The sequence below is a fragment of the Mycolicibacterium obuense genome, from assembly GCF_055397605.1.
Window position 1 is genome coordinate 1062534 of record NZ_AP043663.1, and the last position, 20011, is coordinate 1082544.

14 protein-coding genes are annotated in these 20011 nt (G+C 68.7%); 1 reads left to right on the forward strand and 13 read right to left on the reverse strand.

Annotated elements, in window-relative coordinates; genetic code table 11:
* Nucleotides 1-28: 28 nt before the first annotated feature.
* The 3 genes from ACZ50N_RS05075 to ACZ50N_RS05085 form a co-directional block, all read right to left on the reverse strand.
* Nucleotides 29-454: a PPOX class F420-dependent oxidoreductase gene (locus tag ACZ50N_RS05075; RefSeq protein ID WP_046361060.1), complete on the reverse strand. Its 426-nt coding sequence runs from the start codon at nucleotides 452-454 to the stop codon at nucleotides 29-31.
* Between the two features lie 73 nt (nucleotides 455-527).
* On the reverse strand, nucleotides 528-1724 hold the full coding sequence (locus tag ACZ50N_RS05080) for an SfnB family sulfur acquisition oxidoreductase (RefSeq protein ID WP_464474820.1): 1197 nt from the start codon (nucleotides 1722-1724) through the stop codon (nucleotides 528-530).
* Nucleotides 1721-2890, reverse strand: coding sequence for an LLM class flavin-dependent oxidoreductase (locus tag ACZ50N_RS05085; RefSeq protein WP_046361062.1), 1170 nt, complete (start codon nucleotides 2888-2890; stop codon nucleotides 1721-1723). The genes ACZ50N_RS05080 and ACZ50N_RS05085 overlap by 4 nt, the downstream gene beginning before the upstream one ends.
* Before the next feature lie 249 nt (nucleotides 2891-3139).
* On the opposite strand from ACZ50N_RS05085, the gene ACZ50N_RS05090 reads away from it, so the two are divergent.
* On the forward strand, nucleotides 3140-4348 hold the full coding sequence (locus ACZ50N_RS05090) for an IS110 family RNA-guided transposase (protein WP_464473412.1): 1209 nt from the start codon (nucleotides 3140-3142) through the stop codon (nucleotides 4346-4348).
* Between the two features lie 20 nt (nucleotides 4349-4368).
* Here the strand turns inward: ACZ50N_RS05090 and ACZ50N_RS05095 are convergent, their stop codons facing one another.
* The 10 genes from ACZ50N_RS05095 to ACZ50N_RS05140 all read right to left on the reverse strand — a co-directional run bounded on the left by ACZ50N_RS05095 (nucleotide 4369) and on the right by ACZ50N_RS05140 (nucleotide 20009).
* Nucleotides 4369-5820, reverse strand: a complete 1452-nt coding sequence (locus ACZ50N_RS05095) for an LLM class flavin-dependent oxidoreductase (RefSeq protein ID WP_464474821.1) — start codon at nucleotides 5818-5820, stop codon at nucleotides 4369-4371.
* Nucleotides 5821-5896: 76 nt separating this feature from the next.
* Nucleotides 5897-8293: a lysylphosphatidylglycerol synthase transmembrane domain-containing protein gene (locus ACZ50N_RS05100; protein ID WP_046361064.1), complete on the reverse strand. Its 2397-nt coding sequence runs from the start codon at nucleotides 8291-8293 to the stop codon at nucleotides 5897-5899.
* Between the two features lie 27 nt (nucleotides 8294-8320).
* Nucleotides 8321-8620: a hypothetical protein gene (locus ACZ50N_RS05105; RefSeq protein ID WP_048424744.1), complete on the reverse strand. Its 300-nt coding sequence runs from the start codon at nucleotides 8618-8620 to the stop codon at nucleotides 8321-8323.
* 61 nt (nucleotides 8621-8681) lie between these two features.
* The gene (locus ACZ50N_RS05110; RefSeq protein WP_046361066.1) at nucleotides 8682-8981 is read right to left on the reverse strand and encodes a hypothetical protein; all 300 of its coding nucleotides are present in this window, start codon (nucleotides 8979-8981) and stop codon (nucleotides 8682-8684) included.
* Nucleotides 8982-9105: 124 nt separating this feature from the next.
* Nucleotides 9106-10785 carry an exodeoxyribonuclease V subunit alpha gene (recD, locus tag ACZ50N_RS05115; protein WP_464474822.1) on the reverse strand — a complete coding sequence of 560 codons (1680 nt, stop codon included), beginning with the start codon at nucleotides 10783-10785 and terminating at the stop codon, nucleotides 9106-9108.
* A complete protein-coding gene (locus ACZ50N_RS05120) occupies nucleotides 10782-11690 on the reverse strand; it encodes an NYN domain-containing protein (RefSeq protein WP_464474823.1) in 909 nt (302 codons plus the stop codon). The genes recD and ACZ50N_RS05120 overlap by 4 nt, the downstream gene beginning before the upstream one ends.
* Nucleotides 11687-14992, reverse strand: a complete 3306-nt coding sequence (gene recB / locus ACZ50N_RS05125; protein ID WP_464474824.1) for an exodeoxyribonuclease V subunit beta — start codon at nucleotides 14990-14992, stop codon at nucleotides 11687-11689. The genes ACZ50N_RS05120 and recB overlap by 4 nt, the downstream gene beginning before the upstream one ends.
* A complete protein-coding gene (gene recC / locus ACZ50N_RS05130) occupies nucleotides 14993-18244 on the reverse strand; it encodes an exodeoxyribonuclease V subunit gamma (protein WP_464474825.1) in 3252 nt (1083 codons plus the stop codon).
* A 38-nt stretch (nucleotides 18245-18282) separates the two neighbouring features.
* Complete coding sequence (locus ACZ50N_RS05135) at nucleotides 18283-18951, reverse strand: DUF3060 domain-containing protein (RefSeq protein WP_464474826.1); 669 nt, start codon at nucleotides 18949-18951, stop codon at nucleotides 18283-18285.
* Nucleotides 18952-19016: 65 nt separating this feature from the next.
* Nucleotides 19017-20009, reverse strand: a complete 993-nt coding sequence (locus ACZ50N_RS05140; protein ID WP_464474827.1) for a magnesium transporter CorA family protein — start codon at nucleotides 20007-20009, stop codon at nucleotides 19017-19019.
* Nucleotides 20010-20011: the final 2 nt, after the last annotated feature.

Below are 20011 nucleotides of genomic sequence, written 5' to 3' on the forward strand. Positions count from 1 at the left end.
CCCGTACAGTGTCCGCGACGGCGCCGACCTATTGGCTTCCGTCGGGCTGGTCGTTGTTCTTCTGCGACCCCCACCCGTGCACCCGGTCGACCTGGATGACGGCACTGACCCGTCGGCGGTCCCGCTGCGGGTACTCCTGACCGCTGTAGTGCCGCGAGAGTGCGTCGATGTCAGCCAGTCCGTCGTCGTCGTACATCCGGGTGACGCGACCGATGACGGTGACGTGGGTGTACCAGTCGTCGGAGTCCAATACCGTCAGCGAGACTCGGGGATCTTTCCGCATGTGTTTCAAGCGGACCCGGCCCTCGTCCATGTTGACCAGGATCTCCTCGCCGCGCAGCAGGTACCAGGTGGCCGCCGACACCGGTTGGCCATCGGAGCGCACGGTGCTGATCACCGCGGGGTTCGCCTTGGCCAGCATCTCTTTGGCCTGGTCGGACAGGGACGGCGACATGACGGACTCCTCTGCGGCGGGATGATCGCTACCTCGGTCCTGTACCCACGCAGTCGCCGGACAACCCTGCCACTCAGATCTGCCCGTGCCTGGGGGGCGGCGTGCCCGACAGGGTGTAGCGGCCGATGTGCTGCAGCTTCCACCGCGTCGGATCGTGCAGCGTGTGCGTGCGTGCGTCGCGCCAGAACCGCGACAGGTTGTCCGATGCGGAAGCGCTTCGCGTGCCGCCCAATTCGAACAGCCCGTTGGAGGCGGCCAGTGCCGCTCGCACCGCGCCCACCTTGGCCGCCGCCACCGCCACCGACGCCTCGGCGGCCGATTCCTCCGTCAGGTGCGCAGACGCCTCGTCGACCCGGCGGGCCGCCTCGGCCAGCAACGCCTGAGCGGAGCGGACCGCGACGGCGAGCTCACCCGCGGCATTGATCACCGTCGGATCCTCGACGGCCGCCGGTACGCGCGCCTCGAAATGCGCTCTGGCACGGCCGGCCTGATGAACCCCGGCCGCGAGTGCGCCGGTGGCGATGCCGACGTCGATGGCGCTGTGCCACAACTGTGCTCGCGCCCCGTAGGTGGTCGGCCCGGAGAAGATCGGGCTGAACGGCACGACGTGCGCTGCCGGCACGATGACGTCGTCGAGCGTCACGGTCCCCGAGGCCGTGGTGCGCTGCCCCATCCCGTCCCAGTCGTCGACGACCTCGAGCCCTGGTGCGTCGCGCGGCACGAACGCAACCGCCTTCGGTGTCGATGCCACCGGGACCTCGCCGGAGCCGTCGCTGCGCGAGGCGCGCACCACGACCCAATCGGCGAACAGCGCCCCGGTGCTGTAGAACTTCCGGCCCGTCAACACGTAATCCCCACCCGCACGGGGCGTCAACGTCGTCGAGTCCACGTCGATCGGATGCGGACCCCGTTCGCTCTGCGCGTTGGCCACCAGCGCACCGCCGAGCACTGCGCCGAAGAACTGCTCATGCTGTGCGACCGTGCCCTGAAGACGCAGCGCCTCGAGGAACGTGAAGTGCGAGTGCGGGATCTGAGCCAGCGACGGATCCGCATGGGCGAGAAGGCGGAACACCTCCGCCACGACGGGCGCCGGTGCGGCGATACCGCCGCACTGCTTCGGCACCGTGATGGCCAGCAGGCCGGAGTCCTTCAAGGCCTTGATCTCGGTGTGCGGTAGGACGCGCTGGGCATCGCGCTCAGACGCGCCGACGGCGATGTCCTCGGCCAGACATCGAGCAACCGGCAGAACGTCGTCGACGGACGTGATCACCGGCTGGCTCCCACAAACGGGATCGACGGCGCTGCGGTGGCTTTCGTCGTCGCGGTGAACAACCCACGCTCCCGCAGGATCGGCACCACGCCCTCGCCGAACCAGTACAGCTCTTCCAGATGCGGGTAGCCCGAGAAGATGAACTCGTCGATACCGACCTCTGCGTACTCGGCGATGCGGTCGGCCACCTCCTGATGGCTGCCCACCAGCGCGGTGCCCGCGCCGCCGCGCACCAGGCCGACACCCGCCCACAGATTCGGCGCAACCTCCAGCGATCGTGCGTCGTGCCAACTGCCGGCCCGTCGGTTCTCTTCGTGCAGAGCCAGCATGCGCTTTTGCCCCTCGGACTGGCTGCGATGCAGGCCCTCCTGCGCTTTACGGACCGTCTCTTCGTCCAGCGCGGCCACCAACCGGTCGGCCTGCTGCCACGCCTCGTCAGAGGTGTCGCGGGAGATCGTGTGGAGGCGGATGCCGAAGCGCACGGGGCGCCCCTCGTCAGCGGCGAGCTTGCGGATCCACTCCACCTTCTCGGCGACCGCAGCCGGCGGCTCCCCCCAGGTGAGGTACACGTCGGCGTGCTTGGCGGCCACCGGACCTGCCGCGGCGGAACTGCCCCCGAAGTACAGCGGCGGCACCGGGTTCGGCAGCGTCGCCAGCGCGGCCTCGTCGACGCGGATGTGCTCACCCTCCAGCGTCACCGTCTCCCCGGTCCACAGGCGCCGCACCACCTCCAGGAATTCGTCGCAGCGTTGATAGCGGCCGTCCTTGTCCAGGAAGTCGCCGAACGACCTCTGTTCGTGGGCCTCACCGCCGACGACGACGTTCAACAACAGACGCCCGGGGGCGTGGCGGGCGAACGTGGCCGCCATCTGCGCCGACAGCGTGGGGCTGACCAGCCCAGGCCGGAACGCGACCAGGAACGCCAACGACGTCGTCTCCCGGGCCAGCAGTGCCGCGGTGACGAACGCGTCCTCGCACCAGGCGCCGGTCGGGATCAGCGCGCCGGTGAAGCCGAACGACTCGGCGGCCCGCACGATCGAGGCGAGGTAGTCGATCGACGCGTCACGATCGCTGTGCGCGGCGCCGGCCGGCGTGCCGTGGCCGCCGCCGACGATCAACCGGCTGTCGCCGTAGGTGGGCAGGAACCAGTGCAGGCTCAAAGACATCAGAGGTGGTCCTTAAGTTCGTAGGTGCAGTTACTTCGTGTTGTTACGTTGTGCTGTGACCCGGGTGGGTCGGGTGAGGCTGTGTGGGTGTAGCCGGCCCTGGTGGTGCGGCTTGAAAGGACTGGCCGCCCGGCCTGCCTGGACTTCTCTGGCCGCTGATTGAGATCTGCGATGTGATCGCTTGTTTAAGGAAATGCTGGCGGGGTTGTCCGTGGGAATGATGTTGGCAGACAAACGAAAAGAGAATCGATGACAACGGACCAGTTGTGGGCTGGTGTGGATGTCGGTAGGGAACATCATTGGGTGTGTGTGGTCGACACCACCGGGACAGTGGTGCTCTCGCGCAAGCTGGTCAACGACGAGCAGTCCATCCGCGAGCTGATCACGCAGGTCGACGGGTTGGGGCCGCGGGTGTCCTGGACGGTGGACCTGACCATGACCTACGCCACCCTGCTGTTGACGGTGCTGGCCGACGTTGGCAAGTCGGTGCGCTATCTGGCGGGCCGAGCGGTGTGGCAGGCCTCGACGGTTTATCGCGGAGGTGAGTCCAAAACAGACGCCAAAGATGCCCGCGTGATCGCTGATCAATCGCGGATGCGCGGGCAGGATCTGCCGGTCTTGCATCCCGACGACGACCTGGTCACCGAACTTCGGATGCTGACCGCTCATCGCGCTGATCTGGTGGCTGATCGCACCCGCACCATCAACAGGCTGCATCAGCAACTGATCGCCATCTGCCCAGCGTTGGAACGGGTCGCCGAACTCAGCTCCGACCGCGGCTGGGTGGTGCTGTTGGCGCGCTACCAACGACCCAAAGCCATTCGGCAGAGCGGTGTTTCGCGACTGACGAAGATACTGTCCGATGCTGGAGTCCGTAACGCGTCGACCATCGCCGCCGCTGCTGTCTCGGCCGCCAAGGCCCAAACAGTCAAGCTGCCCGGCGAGGAGGTCGCCGCCACCCTGGTCTCTGAACTGGCCCAGGGGGTGATCGCCCTCGATGACCGCATCAAGACCACTGACGCCAACATCGAGGGCCGATTTCGCCGCCATCGGCTGGCCGAGGTGATCACCAGCATGCCCGGTATCGGATTCCGACTCGGCGCCGAGTTCCTGGCCGCAGTCGGTGATCCCGCGCTGATCGATTCGGCCGACCAACTCGCTGCCTGGGCCGGCTTGGCCCCGGTGTCTCGAGATTCGGGAACGCGGACCGGAAACCTGCGCACCCCCAAGCGCTACAGCCGTCGTCTGCGTCGAGTCATGTACATGTCGGCGCTGACCTCGATACGTTGTGACGCCGACTCTCGGGCCTACTACCAGCGCAAACGAAACGAAGGAAAGCGTCCGGTCCCGGCCACCATCTGCCTGGCGCGACGCCGCACCAACGTCCTCTACGCACTCATCCGCGACAACCGCACCTGGCAACCTGATTCACCCCCCGTCACCACAACGGCGGCTTGACTTCTCCATTGAGAGTCCTTTCAGCGGCCGCGGGCGGGTTGGGCCGCGACCGAGGCAGAGGAGGAGGGAACGGTGGACGGTCTGTCGATGATCGTCGAACGGGGCCCGCCCACCCGGTACGAGGCGCCCCGGTGCTCGGCAGGCAGTCGGTCGCCGACTCCGGTGAGCTTGTGGCGCAACGTCCCCGGCGTGTAGTTCTCCTGGTAGGCGCCGCGCGCGGTCAGCTCGGGCACGACGTGATCGATGAACTCGGCGAACGAACCGGGGGTGATCGCGTAGGCCAGGTTGAACCCGTCGACGTCGGTCTCCTCCACCCACTCCTGCAGCGAATCCGCCACGTGCGCACCCGAACCCACGAAACGCGGACCGATGCCGCCGATCTTGCCCCACTCGGCGATGTCGCGAACGGCCCACTCGCGGCCGTCGGGGTCAGCGGACTGGAAGGCCTTGACCGCCGAGAGGATCGCGTTCGAGTCGACGTTGCCCACCGGCTCATCGAGTCCGTAACGCGCCAGGTCGACACCCATCCAGCCCGACATGAACACCAGTGCGCCTTCGGGATCCCCGTAGGAGAGGTATTCGGCGTGGCGGGCGTGGGCCTCCTCGTCGGTGGCGGCGGTGACGATCGTCGACAGGTTGAAGATCTTCACCCCATACGGGTCGCGGCCGGCGATCTCGAGTTCGCGGCGGATGGTCGTCACCGTGTCGCGCAGAATCTCCTTGGTGGGCGCAGCCGTGAAGATGGCCTCGGCGTTCTCGGCGGCGAACCGCACCCCGCGCGGCGACGACCCGGCCTGGTAGATGACCGGCGTGCGCTGCGGTGACGGCTCACTCAGATGGATGCCGGGCACGCGGAAGTGCGTGCCGTCATGGCCGATGTGATGCACCTTGTCGGGGTCGGTGAACACTCCGCGAGCCGCGTCGCGGACCACCGCGTCGTCCTCCCAGGACCCTTCCCACAGCTTGTAGAGCACTTCGAGGTACTCGTCGGCGTGGTCGTAGCGGGCGTCGTGGGCGGGCTGATCGGTCTGACCCATGTTGCGCGCAGCGGCGGGGAGATAGCCGGTCACGACGTTCCAGCCGATCCGGCCGCCGGTGAGATGGTCGAGCGTGGAGAGGCGGCGGGCGAACGGATACGGATGTTCGAAGCCGGTGCCTGTCGTGACGCCGAACCCGAGGTGCTCGGTGACGTAGGCCATCGCGGACACCAGCAGCAGCGGATCGTTGACCGGCACCTGGGCGGCCTGGCGGATCGCGGCCTCGTCGCTGGCGCCGTAGACGTCATAGGTGCCCAGGACGTCGGCGATGAACAGACCGTCGAAGCGTCCGCGCTCGAGCAGCTGCGCGAGTTCGGTCCAGTACCTCAGATCCTTGTACCGCCACGACTGGTCCTCGGGGTGTTTCCACAGGCCAGGGGACTGGTGGGCGACGCAGTTCATGTCGAAGGCGTTGAAGCGAATCACACGGGTCACTGCGAAAGGGTGCCGAGTGACGGCGCTGTGAGCACCAGTTTGTCTCACCGCGATTCTCTTTCCCGCGGGGTTTTGATCAGATCATGTCGCGGCGGGTCAGCCAGCGCATGATCGGCCAGCCGAGGAACACCGGCAGCCAGCACGTCAGGATGCGATAGAGCAGCACCGAAGGGACCGCGACCGCGGCGGGCACGCCGAATGCGGCGAGGCCACCGATCAGGGCCGCCTCCACGGCTCCGACGCCGCCGGGGGTGGGTGCCGCCGAGGCCAGCGTGCCGCCGACCATCGTGACGATCGTGACGGTGACGAAGCTGGCATCGCCGCCGAACGCCTCGATGCTCGCCCACAATGCCAGGGCAGCGCCGAGAGTGGTTGCCGCACAACCAAGGATGATGATCGCCAGGCGTTTGGGTTCGCGTGCGAGCTCGACGAGATCGTCGACCACTTCCTTGAGCCGGGGCCGCACAGCTGTGGCCAGCCAGTGCCGCAGCGTGGGCACGAACAGGAACACGCCCACCACCCCGAGCGCGGTGCCGGCGAGGAGATAGATCACCGTGGCGCTTGGCACGAACCGGGACAGATTCGCCGACGCCCCGGCGGCCGCGCTGAACAGGATCAGCAGAGAGACGTGGGTGATGACCTGCACCGCCTGCTGCAGCGCCACCGTGGTCGTGGCCCGGAGCGCGCCCAACCCGCCCTTCTGCAGGAACCGCGCACTCAGCGCGAGCCCGCCCACGCCGGCGGGGGTCGTCGTCGCCGCGAACGTGTTCGCCACCTGCATGACCGTCAGAGACCAGAAACTCACCACACCGTCGGCACACGCCCACAGTGCGGCAGCGGCGCCGACATAGGTCAAAGCCGACACTGCGAGCCCGGCCACGGCCCACCACCAGTTGGCAGAACTCAACTCCGAGAAGAACACCGGCACCGAGCTGATGAACGGGTAGGCGACGTAGACCAGGGCGACCAGGAGCACGGTCTGGATCAACTGCCTGCGGCTGAACCGGGTGATCGTGGCCGTCGTGATCTGGTCTGCCCCGGTCTGACGCTTCACCTCATCGCGGGCGCTGGCCATCGTCGCGGCCGGATCCTTGACGGACTGCCGAAGACGTTGGTGCATGGCCGCTTTGGTGAGCCGGCGGGACGCGGCCAGCACGGCGTCGTTGCCGAAGACGGTGATCGCCGCCGCTACCGCCTCGTCGGCCCCGTACAGGTCGGTCGTGGTGACCAGGAGTTGTGCGATGTCGTTGTGCAGGTGCGCTTCCGACGCGCCGTATTCGGCGAGGCTGAACCCGCCGAACAGAGGCGTCCCGTCGACGACCGTGATCTCCTTGCTGCGCAGGTCCCCGTGCGAGATCTGCTGGCTGTGCAGAACTGCCAACGCATCCCACAACCGGGCGACCGGCGTCTGGTCGGCGCACTCGTCGATCGGAACTCCCCGCGCCGGTCGGTGCGCGTACAGCGTCCATCCGCGCTCCAGAGCCGAGACAGCGATCGGCGTTGTGCTGGCCAGTCCCACATCGTCGACTGCGATCGCCATCAGAGCTCGGTGCTCGATCGCGCGGCGCATCGAGGTCTGCAGCGGAGCGGTCTCGCTGTCACGCAGCCGCAGCTTGCGCCAGAACTGCCGCAGGACGCCGCCACCGCGCTGATGCGGACCGTAGAGTTCGACGATGGCCACGTCCTCGTGGGGGTCGGCGTGGTCGGCCGAGCGGTCCTGAGTGGCGTGCAACAGCATGGGTCCTCGGCCCGCGGGCCGCACCACGCGTAGCGCCGACACCCCGAAGCCGCGTCGTGCCATCGCACGCGCCGCGCCGTCGAGCGGAACCTCGAGCGCCGGAGTGCCGACCACCAGCACCACCAGCGCGCCGACGAACCAGCCGACCGACAGCCCGAGCAGCGAGCGCGCCGGCACCACCGCGCTGACCACCAGGTGGATCGGAACGAACGCCAGCAGCAGCGTCCACCACCATCGTCGCCATCGCGCCGGCAACCACGGTCCGGACACCGTCAGCACGGCAGCGAGCATCGCGATCCACCGCGGATCGTCGAGAAACTGTGAAGCCACGGTGTCGAGACGGTCGGAGAGGTCGAAATGCCAACGCGGCGCGGCGATGCCGTTACCGGTGATCGACAGCGACAGAATCGCGATGATGCCCGCCGCGCCGTACGCGCCGAGCAGTTTCCACTGCCGGGCGAGGATCAGGCCGATCAGGATCATGAACGGCAGGGCCAGAATCGCGATGCCGTAGACCAGGTAGACGGTGTTGGACTGCGTCGGGGTCAGCACGCCCACGATCTCGGAGATCGAGCGTTCCAGCGCTTCCCACTCGTAGCGGGTGATCAGCGAGCTCGTCACGACGATCACGAGCAAGACCCCGGCCGAGACGAGCCGAAGGATGTCGTTGGTGCGCCGGGTCAGCGGTTGGAGCAGGTCTCCCGAGACAATGATGTCCCGCCCGTCAACGCGCATGGCCAACCGATCATAGCGGCTGGCCGCTCAGCGAACGGTGACGTAGACGGTTTGATTGGCGATCGACCGGAAATTGTCGCCCTGCGACGTCGAGAACGGGACACCCTGACGAACGATCGGTCCGTGCGTGATCGACACGATCGAGGCCTCGTCCAGGGGTGCGGCGGACAGCCGGGTGACTATCACGCGGTTGCCCTGATCCTCGAGGGCCATGATGGCCGTGTCGGCGTGGCCTGCGCCGGTAGGAGCGGCGCCCGCCGGTGCGGCCAGGCTCAATGCTGCCGCGACGGTGACGGTGCCGGCGGCCAGGAGTGAAGGTCTGTTCATACCCCCTACACGAGACAGGGGCGCCTCCGGTTCAGGAGGCGCCCCTTGTCCTGTCGAACGATTACTTGACCGTGACGTAGACGGTCTGGCTGCGGACCGTGCGGCTGCCGTCGCCCTGCGAGGTGGCGAACGGCACGCTCTGCGGGGTCGAGGGACCGCGGGTGACGGACACGACCGACGCCTTGTCCAACGGCGTGCTGGACTGGCGGGTGACGATGACGCGGAGACCCTGGGCCTCCAGCGAACTGATCGTGTCGGCGGCGCTGCCACCTGTCGGGGCGGCCTGCGCGGGCGAGGCCAGCCCGAGGACACCGGCGGTGAGCGCGGCTGCGGCGGCGGTGGTGACGGTGAACTTCTTCATTTCCGGCCTTCTTCGGTTGGTTGATCTTCGTGATCTGACCCGTCAAACCCCTGTGAGCCGGGGTTCATTTCACCTGGCAGGAATTGACCGATGGCTGGCAGAAAGCGCGCTGTCGGAGTCTCGCTCAGACGGCGAGGCGACGGGCCAGCCCTGAGGCGCGCGCGGCGCGCCGGCCGACCGCGGCGCGCACCGATGCCTCGGTCCCCACCACCCGCACCCGCTTCTTCGCCCGCGTCACCGCGGTGTAGAACAGCTCCCGGGTCAGCAGCCTGGACTCCTGCTGCGGCAACAGCACCGTGACCTCGTCGGCCTGGCTGCCCTGACTCTTGTGGATCGTCATCGCGTGCATGGTGTCCACCTCGGCGAGCCGGCCGGCGGCGAACTCCTGCTCGCCGATCGCCACGCGCAGGCCCTCGCCGCGCACCACCGCGACGCCCGTGTCGCCGTTGTAGAGCTTGCGGCCGTAGTCGTTGGCCGTCACCAGGACCGGCCGGCCGGCATACCAATCCGCCCAGATGGGCTCACCGGTCGCGTCGGTGAGCCACCGCTCGACCTGACGGTTCCAGTGGCCGATGCCGAACGGCCCGCGACGATGGGCGCACAACAGGCGGTGCTCGTCGAGCGTGTTCAGCGCAGCCTGCGCGTCGCCCAGAATCGCTGCCTCGCGCAGTCGCAACGCCGGGGGGAGCAGCACGTCGCGCAGTCGTTCGCCGGGCGCGTCGGCATCGACCCACTCGACGTGGTCACCGCCGTCGCGCAGCACTTCCACCGCTCGGTCGGCGTCCCCGTCGCGGATCGCGGCCGCCAGTTCGCCGATGCGGACACCGAACCGGTGCGACGTGTGCAGCGCTGCGATCCGCACATCCTTGCGCGCACCGAGGCCGTCGACCAGATCGGCGAGCACTGCACCCGCCTCCACCGAGGCGAGCTGATCCGGATCACCGGCGAGCACCAGGCGGCTGTCGGGCCGCACGGCCTCCAGCAGGCGCGCCATCAACGTCAGAGACACCATCGATGTCTCGTCGACGACGATCACGTCGTGGGGCAACCGGTTCTCTCGATGATGCCGGAACCTGGAGCCACTGTCGGGCCGTGGCCGTAGAAGCCGGTGCAGCGTCGAGGCCGTCAACGCCGGAAGCCGGTCGCGATCCTGGGCATCCAGTGCTCCCAGTTCCGAACGCACCGCCTCGAGCAGGCGCGCTGCGGCCTTACCGGTCGGCGCCGCGAGCGCGATGCGCAGCTGCGGCCGCCCGGCGAGGGCGGCCTGCTCGGCGAGCACGGCCAGCAGACGGGCCACCGTCGTGGTCTTTCCGGTTCCCGGCCCACCCGTCAGCACCGTTAGCGATTGCGCCAGAGCGATGTCGGCGGCGCGTCGCTGCTCCTCCCACCCCATGGGGAACAGCCGCTCCAGGCCGGGTGCCGCGGTGGGTTGCCGCGAGGCCAACAGCGCCAGCACATCGTCGCGCACCTGCTGCTCCTCGCGCCAGTACCGATCGAGGTAGACGAGATCGGCATCGGCATCGGAGCGCACGTGCACCACCTGCTGACTCACCAGCGGGCTCGCCTTCACCGCCGTGAGCCAGTCCTGCGTTGCGGGCCAGGGTAATTCGGGTTGACCGATCTGCTCGGCGAGCGATCTCAGATCGACGCACACAGACCCCGCGCGCAGTGCCCGCACCGCGAACGCGACAGCCAGCGCAACATTCGGATCGGGTTCGTCGGTCAGGGTGCACAGGCGCTGTGCCACATGGACATCGGCGGGCTCCAACAGCTCGCTGAACGCGTCGAGCGTCGGCGCGGTCACGGGGACTCCCCGCGCAACCGGACCCGGCGGGCCGTCGAGCTCTCGTCGAGCTCGACCAGGTCGTCATGGGAGCGTAGGAACTCGCTGAACGACTTGTAGCCGAGCGACTTCTCGGAGAACGACGGATCCATCCGCTTCATCTGGGCCTTGACCGCCGAATTGTGCAGCCAGTCCACGTCGTCTCTCTCCAGCCCGATGCGCAACGCCCGGGTGAGCAGCGCCGTCGCCGCGTCCAGCGGATCAGGTTCGTCCTCGGTTTCGTCCGGTGCGGTGTCGTGGACCTTCGTCCGGCGGCCACGCTTCTTCGGCTCAGCGCCGACCTGGGACTCGTCGGGCTCGAACACCGGTACGCCCGGAAGTGCGTCGTAGGTGACGAACTCGTCGCACGCCGCCGCCAGCGAGCGGCTGGACGAACCCGCGACCCCGATGCCGACGACGTAGCGGCCCAGCCGTTTGCACCGTTGCGCCAGCGCGATGTAATCCGAATCGCCGCCGACGATGACGACGTGGGTCAGATCGGGCAGTCGGAACATGTCCTCGACCGCGTCGACGGCCAGCCGGATGTCTGCGCCGTTCTTGCCGTACGCCGCGGCGGGGAACAGCTGCACCAGATCGACTGCGCGACCCACCAGTTGGCCACGGTAGTTCGCGTTGACCTCTGCCGACCAGTCGGCGTACGCGCGGGTCAGCACGAGCGTGCCGAACGACGACGCGAAGTCCACGATCGCGCCGACGTCCACGGTGGCGCGCGTCAGCTTCTCGGCGAAGTCACCCGTGCCGGTGCCGGTATCCCGGGCCCGGTCCCGCTGATACGAATTGCGGCCGTTGACCTGGTCATAGCGACTGATCACGATGTTGTCGAAGTCGAAGTAGACCGCGACGCGGGAGTCCTGGGAGTCCGTCATCGCACCAGTGTCTCCGACGGTGCGGCCTGTGCGAGCAGATCGGACACCGCCACGATCAGATCCGCGGGTGGCCGCCAGCTGAACACCCCGGCAGGATGCCCGTCCACCACCGGCGTGTCCGACCCGCACATTCCGCGCACGAACAGGTACAGCACCCCGCCGAGATGGCGCTCCGGTGTGTAGTCCGGGAGACGCCAGCGCAGGAATCGGTGCAGCACAACGCAGTACAACAGCGCCTGCAGCGGATAGTCGGAGTGCAGCATCGCCTCGACCAGCCGGGGTTGCCCGTAGTCGGCGGCGCTCAGATCCGCCCCCGGTTCCCCCAACCAGTTCGTCTTGTAGTCCACCACCAGGTACCGACCGCCGACCCGCAGCACCGCATCCACCGACCCGGTGAGGTAGCCCCGCAGTGACTGTGCGCCCAGCGCGCCGTCGGAGAGGCGACGGGCGTAGCCGGCCAGCGGGTCGTCCGCCGGTAGGTGCGTGCGCAGCAGCGCGCCGACGTCAGCGAGGGAGAGCGCCGGCCCGGCAGCGCGAAGATCACCCCCGGCGAGCGGGAACTCGAAGTCCATCTCACGCAACCGGTCCCGCAAGCCGATCGCCCGCAGCGTCAGCCCGGGTGCCAGGGGTCCCAGCGGCGTGTCGTGCATCGGGATCAGCGCCCCCGCCAGGTCGGCCGGGGCCACGTCGACCGGCCACCACTGCGCGTGTCGGCCGATCTGATTCTCCAGCTCGGCGGGCAGGTCGGCGGAGAACGGATCAGCCGTCTCGAGCACCGCGTGCACCAGCGAGCCGAACGTGGCGCCGGACGGGAGATCGGCCATTGGCGAGCGGACGTCGGCACCGATGTCGACCTGTTCGGACACCGGTACGTCGGCGACCTCGTCGTCGAGTTCGGTCACCTCCGGCTCGCTGGACACCCCGGGCGTCTCCTCCGCAGCGCGGATCAACCCCGAATAGGACGTGCGCCGCCACGACGTGTCGATGTGGCGGTGGAAGTGACGCACATCCAAACCGGCGGGCGGCGCGGAGTCGTCGACCGGTTTCGGAGCCGCGATCACCGACTCTTCCAGGACCGGCCCACCGGCGTCGGCCCAGGCGCGCAGCGCGGCCATCGCGTCGGGGTCGTCGATGCGGGGTGGATCGCAGCGATCCGGCACCACTGCCTCGCCGGGCCGGCGGCCGCGCAGCAGCCGGGACAACCCGCCGTTGGGTTCATCGGCCGACGGCGCCCACCACGCGACGACCTGGGACTGGGCGCGCGTCATCGCGACGTAGGTGAGCCGGACGTCGTCCCCGGCCGCCTCCCTGCGGCCCTGACGTTGCACCGCGTCGTGATCGGGACTGTTCTCGCCGCCGATGTGCAGACAGCGGGTGTCACCCTCGTGGTAGAGCACGACGTCGCGAGTCTGGATGTTGCGGTTGAACGCGAACGGCAGATACACGACGGGGAACTGCAGACCCTTACTCACCCACACCGTCATGATCTGCACGGCGGCGGCGTCGCTGTCGAGGCGGCGGCTGCGTTCGACCGCGCCGCCCCGCTCGTCGCGCTGGGTGCGCAGCCAGTCCCGCAGCGCCGGCAGGCTGAAGTGCTCGCGGTGCGCGGTCTCCTGCAGTAGCTGGGTGAGATGCGCCAGGTCGGTCATGTGCCGTTCACCGTCGACCCAGGACAGCACGCGCTTGCCCATCCCGGCGCGCTGAGCTGCTTCGAACACCGCGGCGACGCCGCGCTCCCGGGCGTGGTCGGCCCAGCTGCGCAGCGTCTCGGTGATCCGGTCGGTGAGCCGATCACCCTCGGCGACAAGGGTTTCGGCGGTTTCCCCGAAGAACATCGTGGTGGCCGCCGCCCGCACGAGGCCGGAACGCTGCGGCTGGTCGAACGCTTCGAGCACACACAGCCAATCGTCGGCCGCCGGTGAGGCGAACACATCCGAGTCCCCGGTGTAGACGGCGGGGATGTTCGCGGCGTTCAGCGCGTCGAAGCAGGCCCGCCCGTCGCGGTGGCTCTCGACGATCACCGCGATGTCGCCGGGGACCACCGGCTCACCGCAATACGTCGCGCGGGCGGCCAGCAGCGCGGCGATGTCGGCGGCCATGTCCTTCGGAATGTGTTCGCGCAGTTTGTCGATCGGGATCGTCTTGTCGGGCCGGACCCGCAGCTGCTCGCGGGTGACCACCCGCAAGCGGAACGGCACGTTGTTCGGTGCACCCTCGAGGCGGTGGTCAGCGTGCGCGGCGTCCACCGGCCGCACCACGATGCGCGGATCTCCGAGCTGCGCGTCGCGCATCACCGCCTGCAGGCTCGCCACCAGCGGACCGTCGCTGCGGAAGTTGGTGCCCAGCGTGCGCTGCCGACCCGCGCTCGACGCGGCGTGCAGATAGGTGACGATGTCGCCGCCGCGGAAGGCGTAGATCGCCTGCTTCGGGTCACCGATCAGGATCAGCGTGGAGTGCCCGCTGAACGCCCGGTCGATGACCTGCCACTGCACGGGGTCGGTGTCCTGGAACTCGTCGACCATGACGATCGACCAGCGCCGCCGCATCCGGGTGCGTGCGGGCGAACCGTCGGCCTCCAGCGCGTCGGCGAGCCGGGACAGCAGATCGTCGTAGTGCAGGATGCCGAGCCGGCGTTTGCGCTTCTCCAGCTCCGCGCAGACCGAAGTCGCGAAATCGACCCGCACCGCCGCGTCCGTGCCGGGCGCCGGACCGGCGGGCCGGAGCTCGGTGTGCGCGCCGGCGACGACCTCGCGGGCCAGGCGCAGCGCGGCGTCATAGGACAACAGCGGTTCATCACGTTCCTGCCCGAAATGCGCGAGGTACAGATCGTCGACGATGTCGCGCACCACATCCTCGAGGTTCTCCACCAGCTGCACACCGGAATCGGTGTCCCCGGCCACCCCGAGGCTCCTCAACACCAGTTGGCAGAACTGGTGGGTGGTCGCGATCGTGGCGGCATCGAAACCGGCCAGCGCATCACGCAATCGCTGCCGACGCAGCTCGAGTTCATCGGCAGGTCCCGCCACCAGGTGGGTGAGCAACGCGTTGCCGCGAGCGCGGGACGGATCGCCCAACGCGAGCAGTGCGTCGAGGATCTGGGCGCGCACTCGTTCGCGCAGCTCCTGGCTGGCCGCCCGCCCGAACGTGATCAGCAGCATCTGGTCCAGCGTCGCGACGCCCTCGGCCACGTACCGGGTCACCAGGCCGGCCAACGTGAACGTCTTTCCCGTGCCCGCACTGGCTTCCAGCACGGTCGTGGTACGCGGCTCGGGCAGCGGGCCGAGCAGGTCGAACGGTTCCATCTAGTCCGGCATCCTCTCTGCGCGCAGCATCGGGGACCACAACCGAGACGCGTAGGCCGGAAGACCGGCCGCGACGAGGTCGACCAGCGGGCGGCCCGGCCCCCACACCGTGACGTGCGCGGGTTCGGCATCCTCGCCGGGATACTTGCCAGACTTCCACTTCCAGCCGGCTTCCCGCGACGGCGCGCCGCGATGGTGCTCGGTCTCAGCCCAGGCATAGGACGTTTTGGGAGGCAACGGAATCGGTGCGCAACGACCGTCGTCGTACATCTCGACGAGGTCAGCCAGCACGCCGGTGGCGTCCTCCGGAGGTCCCAGCAACCGCTGCCGCGGAGTGTCGCCCCGCTTGGCGCGGCCGATGCACACCGCCGACCACTCCCGGCCGGGATGGCGAGCGGCCAACGCCACCAGACGAATCCACGATTCGAGCAGATGCCTGCCGTCGAGCTTGGAGTAGGTCACCCACACCAGGCGCTCGCCGTAGACGCGCGGCACGGTGCCCGTGACGCGGCGCCCGGCCCCGACCGTGACGTCGACGTCGAACGCCCGGGGATCAGATGTGCGGTGCTGCTGGGCGGCCGCTGCGAGGGCACCGGTGCGCTGCGCGAGTTCCTGAGCTTGCCGCCAGCCCAGCCGGCCCGGTGGCAGTGAACCGCGGCGCCACTCGGCCTGCTGTGCCTGCGCCGGTGTCATCCCACGCTGCATGTCCTCGAGCATCCGCGTGCCGATCTTCCACTCCGCCAGCGCATCGATCTCGACGGGCATCCCGTCCTCGACTGCCTCGACGTCCCACGGCAGCGTGTAGTCGAGAGCCCGGAAGAAGCCCTTGACCGGGTCCTTGAAGAAGGCGACCAGGTCGTCGAGCACGACGTCGTCGAGCGCTGGGGCGGGCAACGGTGCCCCGATCAGCGGCGGCTTGACGGTCCGGTGCGCCGTGGAAGCCCGCGCCGCGGTCAGTGCGGCGACGTCGAATGTGAACGGCTCTTCCGGCCTGGTACCCAGCGCCCCTGGCGTGACGTTGCGGATATCGAACGGCTGCAACGGATGTCGGATGTGGACATGCTCGCGGACCGGCTGCGGGGTGGTGACATCGAGCGCATCGAGGAGCTCGACGAGCGGCACGGCCGGCGGCTTGCGCTGGCCCGAGTACTCGTTGGCGCCCGTGTAGGTGATCACCAGCCGCTCGGTCGCCGCGCCGATCGCGTCGAGCAGTAGCTGGCGATCCTCGGACCGGCTGTCCCGTTCACCGGTCACCGGGTCCCGCGCCAGCGCGTCGTCGCCGTCGGTGACTCCCTGGCGCGGGAAGACCCCGTCGTCGAGGCCGACGAGGCACACCACCCGGTGTGGCACCGAACGCATCGGCACCATCGTGCACACGGTCAGCGTGCCGGTACGAAAATTGGCCCGGGTCGGTCGACCCGCGAGGTGACGGTCCAGCAGTGCCTTCACATCGGCGAGGCGCAACAGCGTCTCGGACTGCGCGCCGGCATGGGCCAGGATGTCGGCGAACTCCCGATCCACCTGGGCGCCCTGCCACGCATCGGCGTCGGAAGCCGCGGTCAGCTGGTCCAGACCGCTGCGCAGCGCCGTCAGCCAGTCACGCACCGTCTGTGTGCCGCTGAGAGTCTCGACACTCGCGCGGAGCAGTTCGACGTATTCGGCCAATCGGCCGGCCAGCTCCACCCGGTTGCTGCCGACATCGTCGAGGGGAAGCGTGGTGTCCAACCAGGTGCGGGCGTCCTCGGACACGGCCACACCGGCGAGTACCCGGTCGATGCCGAACCGCCAGGTGTTCTGCACGAAGTCGACGCCGTAGGGATGCCGGTGCCCGCGGTCGAACCCCCAGCGGATGTTGGCCTCCCGCACCCAATCTCCGATCGTGTCGAGATCGTCATCGGTGAACCCGAAGCGGGCGCGGACCGGGGGTGCTTCGGCGAGATTGAGGACCTCGCTGGCGGTCGCGCGTCCGCCGGCGAGGGCGAGCACCTGGCTCGCCACGCCGAGCAGCGGATTGGTTTGGGTGAGTGCGCGATCGGCCAGCTTGACCCGCAGCCGGTGAGCCGGATGCCCGTCCGGCACTACGTCACCGAGGCCGAAGCCCGCGACGATCAGCGGTGCGAACGTCTCGATGTCGGGGCACATCACGAGGATGTCGCGCGGCTCGAGCGTGGGATCGTCGGCGAGCATCCCCAGTAGCACCTCCCGCAGCACGTCGATCTGGCGCGCCGGACCGTGGCAGCTGTGCACCTGGACCGAACGGTCGCCATCGTCGAGTGAACGGCCCTGCGGGCGAACGCTGTTGGCGGCGATGTCGGACTGCAGCCACCCGAGCAGCGTGGGTGGGCGATCGGCGGAGCCGAGGAACTCGTCGACCGCGGGATCGGCGGGCAGAGCCCGCTGCAACTCGCGTAGATCGCGACCGAGAGTCGCGAGCAGCGGGTGTGCCACGGCTCGGTGCGAGGTGTCGGTGCGTCGCGGCACGGGGCCACGACCGTCCCGCAGCGCCGTCCACAGCTCGTCGCTGGGATGCGGCAGCCACAGATGCAGGTCGTGATGCGTGCTGAGGGCGTCCAACAGCTCGATCTCGGTGAGAGGCAACCGGGTGTGACCGAACAGCGAGAGCCGCGCCGGCAGATCGGTGGCGCAATCCTGCAGGCGTGCAACGGTTTCGGCGTGCCGGACCGGCGGGGGATCGGCATCGACGTGGGCGAGCAGTGCGCGGTACAGCTCAGGCTGCCACGCCAGATCCGCATCGAGGGCATCGTCGCGGCCGTGCGCCCAGTCGATCAACAGGTGCGGCCGCTGGCGCGCGTACGAGGCGAACAGGCCGGCGAGTCTCCGGGCGACGGCGTAGCGCCGACCTTGGCGCAGTTCCCGCTCCTCACCCTGCTCGCCATGGCCGAGATGGGCGGCCAGCGTGGCACACCACGGCTCGTCCAACGAGCTGTCGATGACTGCGAGCAGCGGCCAGACCATGGCATCCGGCGCCCACGGATCGTCATCGGCGGTGCCGGTCAGTTCGGCCACCAGGGAGCGCGGATGCCGGAAGGTGATCCCCGCGCACACGCCGTCCTGCCCGCTGCCCCGACCCAGGATGTGGGACAGCCGCTGGCTGAGCCAGCGTTCCGTGCCGCGCGCCGAGACCAGCACGAGATCCTCGGCGAACGGGTCGGAGGGAGGGGCCGCCAGCATGGCACCCAGACCGTCGGCGAGCAGGTCGGTGCGGTCAGCCCGATGGAGATGTAGCGCCATCGGGACTCACCTTACGGGGGCGCTCCGACAGGGCAGGGTCAGCCGCGCTCGATGACGTTGCCGGAGCCCGATTGCGATGTCGTCGGTTCGCCGGTGCGGTAGGTCACCGTGTTGTCGAAGCCCGACACGCTGATGGAGCCCGCCGACTCCACCGTCAGCCTGTTCTCCATGCCCGACACCGACACCTCGGCGCACGATCCCTGCACCTCGATGGTGTTGTTCATGCCGCTGATGCTCACGGTGCCCTGGTTGCAGATCACCGTCTGCGTGCGGTCCACGCCGCCGATCGACAGCGACCCGCCTGCGTCGACGGTGAGCACCTGGTCGCCGCCGCCGATGCCGGGGACGGCCGGCATCGAGGGTCCGGCGACGGTACCGCCGCCACCGGAGACGTTGGGCCGCCCGGGAACGGAATCACCGCCGACGAAGTAGACGACGACGCCGATGACCCCTCCGAGGATCACCAGACCGGCGATCAGCGGAATCAACCACACCGCAGGAGTGGATCGCTTGTGTACGACCTGCTGGGGCGCGGAGTAGTAGGGCGACTGGTATCCGGATGTGGCGTACGGGTCGGGCGGCGGGGCGGGGTACGGGTAGGGAGGAACCGGCACCGTCGAACCACCCAACTCGCTGGCACTGGCCTGGCCGGCGAGCGGCCGCTCGAGGTCCCGGATGCGGGCCTCGGGATCCCCGGTTGGCTCCATGGGCAGATGCTCGCACACCGGTCGGCCCCGCTCAACGGATCCGGCCACACGCGACCCGGTGTGGCCTACAACCAGTCTCGGCGTTTGAACGCGACGTAGAGAATGACGACCATGACCACGATCAGCGCGGTGCTGGTGATGAACCCGGTGACGGTCTGGATGCCGGGATACTCGACGTTCTGTCCGTAGTAGCCGGTGATCGCCGTCGGCACCGCGATGATGGCGGCCCACCCGGTGAGCTTCTTCATCACGACGTTGAGCCGTGCATCCTGCAGTGACAGATTCGTCTCGAACACGGTGGTGACCATGTCGCGCAACGATTCTGTCCACTCCGAGGCTCGCAGCACATGGTCGTACAGATCGGCGTACACCGCGTCGAGCTCCGGGGCGGTCTTGGCATCGAGTCGACGGTGCTGGATCGCCGAGACCACCTCCCGCATCGGCAGCACCACCCGGCGCAACGCCACCAGATCCTTGCGCAGCTGAAAGGTCTTGCGTTGCAGACCTTTCGTTGGCGTCTCGTCGGCGAAGAGGTCGTCTTCGAGTCCCTCGATCGCGTCGTCGAGTGCCTGCACCGCCGCGAAGTGGCCGTCCACCACGACGTCGAGCAGGCCGTGCACCAACGAGCCGACCCCGTATTCCTGACCGCCGAGCTCGTCGAAGCGGCGGGACACCTCGTTGATGTCGACGTGCGGCGACAAGCGGACCGTGATGAGCCCGCGCGGCAGTACGAAACCGGAGATGCGGTGCACCTCGAGCAGCGACGAGGGTTCCTCCTGCGCGGCCGGCTCGGTCATCGTCACCGCGTACACCGTGAAGAAGGTGTGGGTGCGGTACACCACCGCTTTCGTGCGTTCGGACTCGGCGAGTGCATCCTCGACCGCCCACGAGTTCAGATGGAGTTCGTCGGCGAGGTCTTCGAGGATGGCGTGGTCGGGGTCATAGATGTCGCACCACACCAGCGTGTCGTCGCCGCTGAGGCAGTCCGAGATCGCCGAGAAATCGAAGTCGTCCTGAGGTTCACCGTGCCGCCAGATCCGGCCGCGCACGTGGGTCATCG

Excerpts from the sequence above, each read along its gene's own strand:
- ACZ50N_RS05075 (WP_046361060.1), bottom strand. The coding sequence starts at position 454 with ATGTCGCCGTCCCTGTCCGACCAGGCCAAAGAGATGCTGGCCAAGGCG.
- ACZ50N_RS05085 (WP_046361062.1), bottom strand. The coding sequence starts at position 2,890 with ATGTCTTTGAGCCTGCACTGGTTCCTGCCCACCTACGGCGACAGCCGG.
- ACZ50N_RS05090 (WP_464473412.1), top strand. The coding sequence starts at position 3,140 with ATGACAACGGACCAGTTGTGGGCTGGTGTGGATGTCGGTAGGGAACAT.
- ACZ50N_RS05100 (WP_046361064.1), bottom strand. The coding sequence starts at position 8,293 with ATGCGCGTTGACGGGCGGGACATCATTGTCTCGGGAGACCTGCTCCAA.
- ACZ50N_RS05105 (WP_048424744.1), bottom strand. The coding sequence starts at position 8,620 with ATGAACAGACCTTCACTCCTGGCCGCCGGCACCGTCACCGTCGCGGCA.
- ACZ50N_RS05110 (WP_046361066.1), bottom strand. The coding sequence starts at position 8,981 with ATGAAGAAGTTCACCGTCACCACCGCCGCCGCAGCCGCGCTCACCGCC.
- ACZ50N_RS05120 (WP_464474823.1), bottom strand. The coding sequence starts at position 11,690 with ATGACGGACTCCCAGGACTCCCGCGTCGCGGTCTACTTCGACTTCGAC.
- recB (WP_464474824.1), bottom strand. The coding sequence starts at position 14,992 with ATGGAACCGTTCGACCTGCTCGGCCCGCTGCCCGAGCCGCGTACCACG.
- recC (WP_464474825.1), bottom strand. The coding sequence starts at position 18,244 with ATGGCGCTACATCTCCATCGGGCTGACCGCACCGACCTGCTCGCCGAC.
- ACZ50N_RS05135 (WP_464474826.1), bottom strand. The coding sequence starts at position 18,951 with ATGGAGCCAACCGGGGATCCCGAGGCCCGCATCCGGGACCTCGAGCGG.
- ACZ50N_RS05140 (WP_464474827.1), bottom strand. The coding sequence starts at position 20,009 with ATGACCCACGTGCGCGGCCGGATCTGGCGGCACGGTGAACCTCAGGAC.